This window comes from Citrobacter sp. TBCS-15 (genome assembly GCF_005280815.1).
Taxonomy (GTDB): Bacteria; Pseudomonadota; Gammaproteobacteria; order Enterobacterales; family Enterobacteriaceae; genus Citrobacter; species Citrobacter werkmanii.
Map to the genome: position 1 here is coordinate 190,832 of NZ_SZWK01000289.1, position 12,354 is coordinate 203,185.

16 protein-coding genes are annotated in these 12,354 nt (G+C 54.0%); all 16 read left to right on the plus strand.

The annotated features are described in order from the left end of the window. The first annotated feature begins 13 nt into the window (after positions 1–13). The 16 genes from pduE to FDW96_RS16795 are packed head-to-tail and all read left to right on the plus strand — an operon-like array spanning position 14 to position 12,339. Entirely contained in the window at positions 14–532 is a 519-nt protein-coding gene (gene pduE / locus FDW96_RS16720; RefSeq protein ID WP_042307577.1) for a propanediol dehydratase small subunit PduE, read from the plus strand. 15 nt (positions 533–547) lie between these two features. Continuing rightward, entirely contained in the window at positions 548–2,380 is a 1,833-nt protein-coding gene (locus FDW96_RS16725) for a diol dehydratase reactivase subunit alpha (RefSeq protein ID WP_137365971.1), read from the plus strand. Beyond that, a complete protein-coding gene (locus FDW96_RS16730) occupies positions 2,370–2,720 on the plus strand; it encodes a glycerol dehydratase reactivase beta/small subunit family protein (RefSeq protein WP_137365972.1) in 351 nt (116 codons plus the stop codon). The genes FDW96_RS16725 and FDW96_RS16730 overlap by 11 nt, the downstream gene beginning before the upstream one ends. 19 nt (positions 2,721–2,739) lie before the next feature. Next, positions 2,740–3,015: a propanediol utilization microcompartment protein PduJ gene (pduJ, locus tag FDW96_RS16735; RefSeq protein ID WP_001057752.1), complete on the plus strand. Its 276-nt coding sequence runs from the start codon at positions 2,740–2,742 to the stop codon at positions 3,013–3,015. Between the two features lie 24 nt (positions 3,016–3,039). Continuing rightward, complete coding sequence (locus FDW96_RS16740) at positions 3,040–3,504, plus strand: BMC domain-containing protein (protein WP_137365973.1); 465 nt, start codon at positions 3,040–3,042, stop codon at positions 3,502–3,504. After that, a complete protein-coding gene (locus tag FDW96_RS16745) occupies positions 3,504–4,136 on the plus strand; it encodes a phosphate propanoyltransferase (RefSeq protein WP_042307570.1) in 633 nt (210 codons plus the stop codon). Before FDW96_RS16740 ends, FDW96_RS16745 begins: the two co-directional genes overlap by 1 nt. After that, on the plus strand, positions 4,133–4,624 hold the full coding sequence (gene pduM, locus FDW96_RS16750; protein WP_137365974.1) for a microcompartment protein PduM: 492 nt from the start codon (positions 4,133–4,135) through the stop codon (positions 4,622–4,624). Before FDW96_RS16745 ends, pduM begins: the two co-directional genes overlap by 4 nt. A 3-nt stretch (positions 4,625–4,627) precedes the next feature. Continuing rightward, complete coding sequence (locus tag FDW96_RS16755) at positions 4,628–4,903, plus strand: EutN/CcmL family microcompartment protein (RefSeq protein ID WP_042307565.1); 276 nt, start codon at positions 4,628–4,630, stop codon at positions 4,901–4,903. Between the two features lie 8 nt (positions 4,904–4,911). Then, entirely contained in the window at positions 4,912–5,919 is a 1,008-nt protein-coding gene (gene pduO, locus FDW96_RS16760; protein ID WP_042307563.1) for a two-domain cob(I)yrinic acid a,c-diamide adenosyltransferase PduO, read from the plus strand. Then, positions 5,916–7,301, plus strand: a complete 1,386-nt coding sequence (pduP, locus tag FDW96_RS16765) for a CoA-acylating propionaldehyde dehydrogenase PduP (RefSeq protein ID WP_137365975.1) — start codon at positions 5,916–5,918, stop codon at positions 7,299–7,301. The genes pduO and pduP overlap by 4 nt, the downstream gene beginning before the upstream one ends. Positions 7,302–7,311: 10 nt before the next feature. After that, positions 7,312–8,424 carry a 1-propanol dehydrogenase PduQ gene (locus FDW96_RS16770; protein WP_137365976.1) on the plus strand — a complete coding sequence of 371 codons (1,113 nt, stop codon included), beginning with the start codon at positions 7,312–7,314 and terminating at the stop codon, positions 8,422–8,424. After that, positions 8,421–9,776: a cobalamin reductase PduS gene (gene pduS / locus FDW96_RS16775; protein ID WP_137365977.1), complete on the plus strand. Its 1,356-nt coding sequence runs from the start codon at positions 8,421–8,423 to the stop codon at positions 9,774–9,776. Before FDW96_RS16770 ends, pduS begins: the two co-directional genes overlap by 4 nt. A 2-nt stretch (positions 9,777–9,778) precedes the next feature. Beyond that, entirely contained in the window at positions 9,779–10,333 is a 555-nt protein-coding gene (gene pduT / locus FDW96_RS16780) for a propanediol utilization microcompartment protein PduT (protein WP_137365978.1), read from the plus strand. Continuing rightward, the gene (gene pduU / locus FDW96_RS16785) at positions 10,333–10,683 is read left to right on the plus strand and encodes a propanediol utilization microcompartment protein PduU (protein ID WP_032939586.1); all 351 of its coding nucleotides are present in this window, start codon (positions 10,333–10,335) and stop codon (positions 10,681–10,683) included. Before pduT ends, pduU begins: the two co-directional genes overlap by 1 nt. A gap of 4 nt (positions 10,684–10,687) precedes the next feature. Continuing rightward, a complete protein-coding gene (pduV, locus tag FDW96_RS16790) occupies positions 10,688–11,140 on the plus strand; it encodes a EutP/PduV family microcompartment system protein (protein WP_042307555.1) in 453 nt (150 codons plus the stop codon). Then, positions 11,125–12,339, plus strand: a complete 1,215-nt coding sequence (locus tag FDW96_RS16795) for an acetate/propionate family kinase (RefSeq protein WP_079223603.1) — start codon at positions 11,125–11,127, stop codon at positions 12,337–12,339. Before pduV ends, FDW96_RS16795 begins: the two co-directional genes overlap by 16 nt. The last annotated feature ends 15 nt before the right edge of the window (positions 12,340–12,354 follow it).

Sequence of the window (12,354 nt, forward strand, 5' to 3'; positions counted from 1 at the left end):
AAAGGATAACTCCATGAATACCGACGCAATTGAATCGATGGTTCGGGATGTGCTAAGCCGGATGAACAGCCTGCAAAGCGAGTCCGCTACTCCGGTTGCGGCAAGTTCATCAGCACATACCGCGAAAGTCACGGATTACCCTCTCGCGAATAAACATCCTGAGTGGGTAAAAACCGCGACCAATAAAACTCTGGATGACTTCACGCTCGAAAATGTTCTGAGCAACAAGGTGACGGCACAGGACATGCGCATCACACCTGAAACGCTGCGCCTGCAGGCGGAAATCGCCAAAGATGCCGGGCGTGACAGGCTGGCGATGAACTTTGAGCGCGCCGCAGAGCTAACCGCTGTACCTGATGATCGCATCCTGGAGATCTACAACGCGCTACGCCCGTATCGCTCTACTAAAGATGAGCTGATGGCTATCGCTGACGATCTCGAAAATCGTTATCAGGCAAAGATCTGTGCGGCTTTCGTTCGTGAAGCGGCAGCGCTGTACGTTGAGCGTAAAAAACTCAAAGGTGACGACTAACTCAGGGACAGGATCATGCGATATATAGCTGGCATTGACATAGGTAACTCATCAACGGAAGTCGCTCTGGCTACCCTGGATGAGGCTGGAGCGTTGAGTATTACCAACAGCGCCCTGGCAGAAACCACCGGGATTAAAGGCACATTGCGTAATGTGTTTGGCATCCAGGAGGCACTTACGCTGGCAGCAAAAAACGCCGGCATCAATGTCAGCGATATTTCGCTCATCCGTATTAATGAAGCCACTCCGGTCATTGGCGACGTGGCGATGGAAACGATTACCGAAACCATCATCACTGAATCCACCATGATCGGCCATAACCCTAAAACGCCGGGCGGTGTCGGGCTGGGTGTTGGCATTACTATTACGCCGGAAGACCTGCTCAGCCGTCCGGCGGATACACCTTATATTTTGGTGGTGTCATCAGCATTCGATTTCGCTGATGTCGCCACGATGATTAATGCCTCGGTACGCGCCGGATACCAGTTAACTGGCGTAATTTTGCAGCAAGACGATGGCGTGTTGGTCAGCAATCGTCTGACTCACCCCCTGCCCATCGTGGATGAAGTGCTTCATATCGACCGTATCCCATTGGGTATGTTAGCTGCTATTGAAGTCGCGGTTCCAGGAAAGGTCATTGAAACGCTTTCTAACCCCTACGGGATTGCGACCGTTTTTGGTCTCAATGCCGACGAGACTAAAAACATTGTCCCGATGGCGCGGGCGCTGATCGGCAACCGCTCTGCCGTGGTGGTGAAAACGCCGTCAGGCGATGTGAAAGCACGAGCCATTCCTGCCGGGAATCTGGAGCTACAGTCACAAGGCCGCACCGTACGCGTCGACGTAGCTGCTGGCGCTGACGCGATTATGAAAGCCGTTGGTGAGTGCCCGAAACTGGATAACGTCACCGGCGAGGCGGGGACCAATATTGGCGGCATGCTGGAGCATGTACGCCAGACAATGGCTGAATTAACCAACAAACCCAGTCAGGAAATCTTTATTCAGGATCTACTGGCGGTTGATACCTCGGTTCCCGTCAGCGTGACCGGCGGGCTTGCCGGTGAATTTTCGCTGGAACAGGCTGTCGGCATTGCCTCAATGGTGAAATCAGACCGTCTGCAAATGGCGATGATTGCTCAGGAAATCACGCAAAAGCTCAACATTGATGTCCAGGTTGGCGGGGCTGAAGCCGAAGCTGCCATACTCGGGGCCTTAACCACTCCGGGCACGACGCGACCACTGGCTATTCTGGATCTCGGTGCGGGATCGACCGACGCCTCCATCATCAACCCGAAAGGCGAAATTATTGCCACACACCTGGCGGGCGCGGGCGATATGGTCACGATGATTATTGCCCGTGAACTGGGGCTGGATGACCGTTATCTCGCCGAAGAGATCAAAAAGTACCCGCTGGCGAAAGTTGAGAGCTTGTTCCATCTTCGCCACGAAGATGGCAGCGTTCAGTTCTTCCCTGAGCCTCTTCCGCCAACGGTTTTTGCCCGCGTGTGCGTAGTAAAACCTGATGGGCTGGTACCCCTGCCAGGCGAACTGGCGCTGGAGAAAGTACGGGCCATTCGCCGCAGCGCCAAGGAGCGCGTTTTTGTCACCAACGCGCTCAGAGCGTTACGTCAGGTGAGTCCGACCGGAAACATTCGGGATATTCCCTTTGTGGTGCTGGTTGGCGGTTCATCCCTGGACTTCGAAGTACCACAACTGGTCACCGATGCGCTGGCGCATTATCGCCTGGTTGCCGGGCGCGGCAACATTCGTGGCACCGAAGGTCCGCGCAATGCGGTTGCGACCGGGCTGATTCTCTCCTGGCACAAGGCGTTCGCTCATGGAAAGTAATCTCAACACGCCAGCCATCGTTATCTTCACCACCGGTGACTGCGCCAACGCCTGGAGCGACGTGCTGCTGGGTATTGAAGAAGAAGGGATCCCCTTTGTGATTCAGAAGGGCCATTCAACCGACGTTACGCACAACGCATGGCTCGCGGCATGTCAGTCGCCACTGCTGGTTGGCATTGGCTGCAGTCGCGAAAAACTGATCGTGCACTACAAAAACCTACCCGCGTCAGCGCCGCTTTTTACGCTGATGTATCAACAAGATAACCACGCTCGTCGCAGCATCGGTAATAACGCTGCGCGGCTGGTTAAAGGCATTCCATTCCGGGAATGCCACTCATAACCCACAGGAGACAAGCAGTATGAATAACGCACTGGGACTGGTTGAAACAAAAGGGCTTGTCGGCGCTATTGAAGCCGCTGATGCCATGGTGAAATCCGCAAACGTGCAGTTGGTTGGTTACGAAAAAATCGGCTCAGGCCTGATCACCGTTATGGTCCGTGGTGATGTCGGCGCGGTGAAAGCCGCAGTAGATGCAGGAAGCGCAGCGGCAAGCGCCGTTGGCGAGGTTAAATCCTGCCACGTTATCCCGCGTCCGCACAGCGACGTTGAAGCCATTTTACCTAAATCCGCATAAGTCGTTGCAACCAAGGAGCACAGCGTGAAGCAATCACTGGGATTACTCGAAGTTAGTGGTCTGGCATTAGCCATCAGTTGCGCGGACGTCATGGCGAAAGCCGCCTCCATCACGCTGGTGGGCCTCGAAAAAACCAACGGTTCAGGCTGGACGGTGATCAAGATAATCGGGGATGTGGCCTCCGTGCAGGCGGCCATTTCTACCGGTGTCAATTTCGCTGACCAACGCGATGGGCTGGTGGCTCACAAAGTCATTTCCAGACCGGGGGACGGAATCCTGTCACATAGCGTTGCCCCGGAAGCAGAGCCAACACCCGCCCCCATCCAGGTCGAGCCGCAAGAAGAGATATTGGTGGACAGTACAGCGTCCGAAGCGCCGCAAAATGCGGAGTTGATTAGCTGCAATCTGTGCCTTGACCCAGCCTGTACCCGCCAGAAAGGTGAGCCCCGCTCTCTTTGTCTGCACTCTGGAAAACGAGGTAAAGCGTGATGGATAAACAGCAACTCAAGTCAACGGTCACCAAAGTTCTAGATGAAATGCGCGAGCGCCCTATTCCGCTGGGGATCTCTAATCGTCATATTCATCTTTGCGCTGAAGATTACGTCCGTTTGTTTCCCAATCAGCCTATCAGCGAGAAAAAAGGGCTATTGCAGCCAGGCCAATACGCTGCAGAGCAGACCGTCACGCTGGTCGGACCTAAAGGACAGTTAAAAAATGTGCGTTTACTCGGCCCGCTACGTAGCACCAGTCAGGTTGAAATTTCACGTACCGATGCCCGTACGCTAGGTATTGCTGCCCCGCTGCGTATGTCGGGCAATATCCAGGGCACGCCGGGTATTCGCCTTGTCAGTCCATTTGCTGAACTGGACTTAACATGCGGCGTCATCGTTGCTCAACGGCATATCCATATGTCGCCGCTCGATGCCCTGATCCTGCGGGTTTCCCATGGCGATAAAGTCTCGGTCGCCATTAATGGCGATGAACGCCGGCTGATTTTCGATAACGTCGCCGTACGCGTTTCGCCGGATATGCGCCTTGAGATGCATATTGATACCGACGAAGCCAATGCTGCGGGGGCGGATAATCCTCAGGCATTCGCCACATTGGTGACTTCACGATGAACAACGAACTGCTGCAACGCATTATCGAGGAGGTTGTTTCCCGATTAAAAAAACGCGCGGCAAGCACGATCTCCCTTAGCGTCGCGCAGTTACGGAAAATAGACCCACGGATACTATGCTGCCAGTACTCGTCGCTGCACATTTTACAGGCTGATCTGCTCCTGCTGGAACAAATTGCCGAAAGCAGCTCCGCCAATATGTCGGTGGTCACGATCCACGAAGCGCTGGCATACGGAGTCCGCGTGAAAATTTCTCTACATCACCACTTGTTACCCGCAGTACCCGTGAAAAAACTCGCGCGTCTGCCGCTGGAATTTGGTGACGAACTGGGGCGAGCCATCGTTCTGCATCCTGAAAAACTTCTCAGTTACGCCGACGTCGCCCAATTGCACGATGCGGTTTTAGTGCTACGCCGTCGATGTGTCGTCACTGCGCTGGCTCAGGAAACTGTCAGTACGCGAAATGTCCAATTAATTAAGCAGGAGTGAGCTATGCATCTGGCACGGGTTACAGGCGTTGTTGTCTCCACGCAAAAGTCCCCCTCCCTGGTCGGGAAGAAGCTGTTACTGGTACGTCGGGTGAGTGCTGACGGAGAGCTGCCAGCCTCCCCGACGACCGGGGACGAAGTCGCCGTTGATTCTGTCGGCGCGGGAACCGGCGAACTGGTTTTACTCAGCAGCGGCTCCAGTGCCAGGCACGTTTTCTCCGGCCCAAATGAGGCCATCGATCTGGCTATTGTCGGCATTGTCGACACGCTTTCTCGTTAGGAGGAACTATGGCGATTTATACCCGCACTGGCGATGCCGGTACAACGGCCCTCTTTACCGGGCAACGCGTAAGCAAAACGCATCCACGCGTCGAGGCTTACGGGACGCTGGACGAACTCAATGCGGCACTTAGCCTGTGTATTTGTGCGGCGAAAAGCCCACAGCACCGCCAGTTACTTGAAAACATTCAACTGCAGCTTTTTTGGTTCAGCGCCGAACTCGCCAGCGAGAGCGAACAACCAAACCCAGAGCAGCGCTACATCAGCTCAGAAGAAATTGCAGCGCTGGAAACCGCCATCGATACCGCGATGGGTAGAGTACCGCCGCTGCACAGCTTTATTTTACCTGGCCGCAGCGAAGCCGCCAGCCGTCTGCACTTTGCCCGCACGCTGGCCCGCCGCGCAGAGAGGCGACTGGTCGAGCTCTCTGCCGATATCGACGTCAGACACGTTCTGATGCGTTATATCAATCGTCTGTCCGACTGCTTATATGCGCTCGCACGAGCAGAAGATCATGACGCCCATCAAAACGACATTATTCAGAAAGTGGCTGAGCGCTATCTCTCCGCCATCCGTACATCAGCCATAAAGGAGCCGGCGATGTCTCTGTCTTTTCAGGAGCTCCACCAACTGACTCGCGCTGCGGTGACGAGAGCAGAAGAACTTCAGGTTCCGGTCGTCATCAGCATTGTTGATGCGAACGGGACCCAAACGGTGACCTGGCGTATGCCTGACGCATTGCTCGTCAGTAGCGAACTGGCACCCAAAAAAGCCTGGACCGCCGTGGCGATGAAAACCGCCACGCATGAATTAACGTCTGCGGTACAACCAGGCGCAGCGCTTTACGGCCTGGAAAGCCATATGCAGGGAAAAGTCGTCACCTTTGGCGGCGGGTTCGCATTATGGCGTGAAGGTTTACTTCTTGGGGGTCTTGGCATCAGCGGGGGAAGCGTTGAACAGGATATGGACATTGCAGAAACGGCCATTGCGGCGATTAACGTGAGAACACATCAATGAATACTTCAGAACTTGAAACCCTCATCCGTAACATTTTGAGTGAACAACTCGCCCCGGCAAAAACAGAAACCAAAGGAAACGGAATCTTTCCGTTCGTTGGCGAAGCTATCGATGCCGCTCATCAGGCTTTTTTACGTTACCAGCAATCTCCATTAAAAACCCGCAGCGCCATCATTCACGCCCTGCGAGAAGAACTGACGCCTCATCTTGCTTCCCTGGCCGCTGAGAGCGCATCTGAAACTGGAATGGGCAACAAAGAGGATAAATTCCTCAAGAATAAAGCTGCGCTGGACAACACTCCAGGAATCGAAGATCTCACCACCACGGCACTGACCGGCGATGGCGGCATGGTGTTATTCGAGTATTCACCGTTTGGCGTGATTGGCTCCGTCGCCCCCAGTACAAACCCGACGGAAACCATAATTAACAACAGCATTAGTATGCTGGCAGCGGGGAACAGCGTTTATTTTAGCCCGCATCCGGGCGCGAAAGCGGTCTCACTCAAACTGATTGCCATGATTGAAGATATTGCTTTCCGCTGCTGCGGGATCCGGAATCTTGTTGTCACGGTCACAGAACCCACTTTTGAAGCTACCCAGCAGATGATGGCACACCCTAAAATTGCAGTTCTGGCGATTACCGGTGGCCCTGGCATTGTTGCTATGGGCATGAAAAGCGGGAAAAAAGTCATTGGCGCAGGCGCAGGCAACCCTCCCTGTATTGTCGATGAAACTGCCGACCTGGTTAAGGCGGCGGAAGATATCATCAACGGCGCATCCTTTGATTACAACCTCCCCTGCATTGCTGAGAAGAGCCTGATTGTTGTTGGTGCCGTTGCCGAACGACTGGTTCAACAAATGCAGTCTTTTGGCGCGCTGCTTCTCACTAGCGAAGAGGTAGACAAACTGCGCGCAGTCTGTCTGCCCGAAGGCATGGCCAATAAAAAGCTGGTAGGGAAAAGCCCGGCAACCTTACTGGAAGCCGCAGGAATACCTGTTCCGGCAAAAGCACCTCGATTACTGATAGGTCTCGTCAAGGCTGACGACCCGTGGGTTACCAGCGAGCAACTGATGCCAATGCTCCCCGTCGTCACGGTGAGCGATTTTGACAGTGCGTTAACGTTGGCCCTGAAAGTTGAAGAGGGATTGCATCACACCGCCATTATGCATTCACAAAATGTGTCGCGTTTGAATCTTGCCGCACGCACGCTTCAAACCTCCATTTTTGTGAAAAATGGCCCCTCTTACGCCGGGATTGGCGTGGGTGGTGAAGGCTTTACCACCTTCACGATCGCGACGCCAACCGGTGAAGGAACAACATCGGCACGTACTTTCGCACGCTCTCGTCGTTGCGTGCTGACAAACGGTTTTTCTATTCGCTAATGGGGCCGTTATGAAAAGCTTTTCACTGCAAACTCGATTGTACAGCGGTCAGGGAAGCCTGGATGTGCTCAAACGTTTCACGAATAAGCATATCTGGATTATCTGCGATGGTTTTCTTGCGCGTTCTCCTGTGATTGAAAAGCTGCGCAACACGCTTCCTGCGGATAATCGCATCAGCATTTTCAGCGATATTACCCCCGATCCAACCATTAGCACGGTGGTGCAAGGGATTGCGCAAATGCAGTCTCTGCAACCGGATGTTGTCATTGGTTTTGGCGGAGGCTCAGCGCTGGATGCCGCGAAAGCCATCGTTTGGTTCAGCCGACAGTTCGGTATTGAAATCGAAACCTGTGTTGCTATTCCAACCACCAGCGGGACAGGCTCGGAAGTGACCAGCGCCTGCGTGATTAGCGATCCGGATAAAGGCATTAAATATCCCTTGTTTAATAATGCGCTTTACCCGGATATGGCCATCCTCGATCCAACGCTGGTTGTCAGCGTACCTCCAGCCATCACCGCGAATACAGGCATGGACGTGTTAACGCATGCGCTGGAGGCTTACGTGTCCACGAAGGCCAGCGATTTCACCGACGCGCTGGCGGAAAAAGCGGCACAAATCGTCTTCCAGTACCTTCCCGTCGCCGTCAGCAAAGGCGAGTGTCTGGCAACCAGGGGGAAAATGCACAACGCGTCGACACTCGCGGGAATGGCATTTAGTCAGGCGGGGTTGGGGATAAACCATGCGATCGCCCATCAGTTAGGCGGCCAGTTTCATCTGCCCCACGGACTTTCCAATGCGCTGCTGCTGGCCCCTGTCATTCATTTTAACGCCCGCGACCCCAGGGCCGCGAAGCGCTATGCCCGTTTCGCTAAAGCCTGCCATTTATGCCCGGATAATGCGAACGATACGGCTGCGCTGAATGCGCTCATTCATCACATTGAGCTTCTCAAAAAACAGTGTGCGTTACCTTCTTTCGTTGACGCGCTCAAAGACGGAAAGCAAATCTGGTCACAGCGTATACCGTCGATGGTTCAGGCCGCGCTGGCTGATGTCACGCTGCAAACCAATCCTCGTGTTGCCGACGCCAGTGCCATGCAGGAACTGCTTGAGGAATTATTATGAATACAGCCATGACGGCAGAGTCCACGCTTTATGATGCGCAGACGATACGCGAACGCGTTCGGGCTGCTGGCGTTGTCGGGGCAGGCGGTGCGGGTTTTCCTGCACACGTAAAATTACAGGCGCAGGTCGATACATTTCTGGTGAATGCCGCCGAATGTGAACCGATGTTAAAAGTTGACCAGCAATTGATGAGCGTCCAGGCAGGTCGACTTATTCGCGGCGTTAAATATGCCATGACGGCTACCGGAGCCAGTGCCGGTATTATTGCGCTCAAAGAAAAATACCAGAATGCTATCAATGCGTTAGCTCCCCTACTGCCTGCCGATATCCGGTTACACATTTTACCAGATGTCTACCCGGCCGGTGACGAGGTGCTGACCATCTGGATGGCAACAGGCCGGAGGGTCCCACCTGCCGCACTGCCGGTCAGCGTCGGTGTGGTGGTCAATAACGTCCAGACCGTGCTCAACATCGCCAGAGCGGTTGAACAGCAATATCCCGTTACCCGTCGCACGCTGACCGTCAACGGCGCAGTCGCCAAACCAATCACTCTCACTGTCCCTATCGGGATGTCACTTCGCGAGGTGCTGGCGCTGGCGGGAGGCGCAACCGTTGACGATCCTGGATTTATTAATGGCGGCCCGATGATGGGCGGTCTGATTACCACCCTGGATACCCCCGTCAGCAAAACCACCGGGGGGTTGCTGGTTTTACCAAAATCTCATGCGCTGATTCAGCGGCGAATGCAGGATGAACGCACCGTGCTTTCCGTCGCAAAAACCGTATGCGAGCAGTGCCGTTTGTGTACGGATTTGTGCCCAAGGCACTTAATCGGCCATGAATTATCACCACACCTGCTGGTTCGCGCGGTTAATTATCAGCAGGCGGCCACACCACAGCTGCTGCTCACGGCCCTGACCTGCTCAGAATGCAATGTCTGTGAAAGCGTAGCCTGTCCGGTTGGAATATCGCCGATGCGAATCAACCGCATGCTTAAACACGAATTACGGGCGCTCAACCATCGTTATGAAGGGCCGCTAAATCCTGAGGATGAAATGGCGAAGTACCGGTTGATCCCGGTTAAGCGCCTTATTACCAAACTGGGTCTTAGCGACTGGTATCACGATGCGCCACTGGCTGAGACTGATTATTCCACCGATAAAACGACGCTGTTGCTACGCCAGCATATTGGTGCCAGCGCCACCCCATGTGTACAGCAAGGCGATCGCGTTGTTCGCGGTCAATGCGTTGCCGATGTGCCGGCAGGCGCATTAGGTGCGCCAGTCCACGCCAGTATTGACGGTATTGTCAGCGAAATCACTGAGCAATCCATCACGGTAATAAGAGGTTAATCATGTCTCAGGCTATAGGGATCTTAGAACTCACCAGCATTGCCAAAGGAATGGAAGCTGGCGATGCCATGTTAAAAAGCGCGAATGTGAATTTACTGGCCAGCAAGACCATCTGCCCGGGAAAATTCCTGCTTATGCTTGGTGGTGACGTAGGCGCAGTACAGCAGGCGATAGCCACTGGTACATCTCTTGCTGGCGATATGCTCGTTGACAGTCTGGTACTGCCTAATATCCATGCCAGCGTACTCCCGGCGATCAGCGGGTTAAATAGCGTGGATAAGCGTCAGGCCGTCGGGATTGTTGAAACATGGAGCGTGGCGGCCTGTATCTGTGCCGCGGATCGCGCAGTTAAAGCTTCCAATGTCACATTGGTTCGCGTGCACATGGCATTTGGTATTGGCGGCAAGTGCTACATGGTTGTCGCTGGCGATGTATCCGATGTGAATAACGCAGTAACGGTTGCCAGTGAAAGCGCGGGTGAAAAAGGCCTGTTGGTTTATCGTTCTGTCATACCTCGCCCGCATGAAAGCATGTGGCGGCAGATGGTGGAGGGATAATGGAAAGACAGCCCACCACGGATCGTATGATCCAGGAATATGTTCCTGGCAAGCAGGTCACGCTGGCGCATCTTATCGCCAATCCCGGAAAAGATTTGTTCAAGAAGCTGGGATTACAGGATTCAGTATCCGCAATCGGGATTTTGACGATTACCCCCAGCGAAGCCTCAATTATCGCCTGCGATATCGCCACGAAATCCGGGGCGGTAGAGATTGGTTTTCTCGACCGATTTACCGGCGCAGTGGTACTGACGGGCGATGTCTCCGCCGTTGAGTACGCGCTGAAACAGGTAACCCGAACGCTGGGCGAAATGATGCGTTTTACCGCTTGCCCCATCACCCGGACGTAATCTCATGAAACGCATCATGCTAATCGGACCCAGCCAGTGCGGAAAAACGTCGCTCACACAATGCATGCGGGGAGAAGCGCTTCACTATCAGAAGACCCAGGCCATAGTCTGGTCGCCCACAGCGATAGATACACCGGGCGAATACCTTGAAAACCGCTGTCTGTATAGTGCGCTGCTGGCCAGCTCCTGTGAAGCAGACATCATCGCGCTGGTCCTCAATGCTGACGCGCCGTGGTCACCATTTTCTCCCGGTTTCACCGGCCCAATGAACCGACCCGTTATTGGCCTCGTCACTAAAGCCGATTTAGCCAACCCGCAGCGCATTTCCCTCGTTGAGAGCTGGTTAATCGAGGCTGGCGCGCAAAAAGTGTTTGTCACCAGCGCGCTGGAGAATACTGGGGTCGATGAGATGTTCATTTTTCTGAATGCAAAGGAACTTTCATGTCTCACAAAATAATGGCCATTAACGCGGGGAGTTCCTCGCTTAAGTTTCAGTTGCTGGCGATGCCGCAAGGTGAAATGATCTGTCAGGGGTTGATCGAACGTATCGGTATGTCTGATGCGCAGGTCACCCTTAAGACGCCAGCGCAGAAATGGCAGGAAACATTGCCCGTAGCCGATCACCGTGAAGCAGTGACGCTGTTACTGGAAAAACTGCTCAGTCACAATATTATCAGCAGTCTGGAAGAGATTGACGGCGTAGGGCATCGCGTTGCGCACGGTGGGGAATCTTTTAAAGACTCCGCGTTGGTGACTGATGAAACGTTGGCGGAAATCGATCGCCTTGCCGAACTGGCGCCGCTACATAACCCGGTAAATGCCCTGGGGATCGCGGTATTTCGCCAGCTATTACCCGAAACGCCAGCCGTTGCGGTTTTTGACACGGCTTTTCATCAGACTCTTGACGAGCCTTCTTTTATTTATCCCCTGCCCTGGCGTTACTATTCAGAGCTGGGTATTCGTCGTTACGGTTTTCATGGCACCAGCCACAAATACGTCAGTGCCCAGCTTGCAGAAAAGCTGGGAGTGCCCCTCAGCGCCCTGCGCGTCGTTTGTTGCCATCTCGGCAACGGCAGCAGCATCTGCGCCATTAAGGGTGGGCAATCGGTTAATACCTCAATGGGATTTACGCCGCAGTCAGGCGTAATGATGGGCACGCGAAGCGGCGATATTGACCCATCGATTTTGCCATGGATTGCCCTGCGCGAAGGCAAAACACCGCAGCAGCTCAACCAATTGCTCAACAATGAATCCGGACTACTCGGTGTCTCTGGCATCTCACCTGACTATCGCGATGTTGAACATGCCGCAGATGCAGGTAATCATCAGGCGGCGCTGGCGTTGACGCTTTTTGCCGAGCGAATTCGCGCCACCATTGGCAGCTATATTATGCAGATGGGCGGTCTGGACGCGCTAGTGTTTACCGGTGGGATCGGCGAGAACTCAGCGCGAGCGCGAGCGGCAATTTGTCGCAATCTGAATTTCCTGGGACTGGCCGTCGATGAAGAAAAAAATCAGCGAAACGCCACGTTTATTCAGACAGAAAATGCGCTGGTTAAAGTGGCGGTGATTAATACCAATGAAGAGCTGATGATAGCGCAGGACGTTATGCGTTTAGCGATATCAGAAACTGTGACATTGGGCATTCCCGCTTAGCGCTGCCGCACCGCA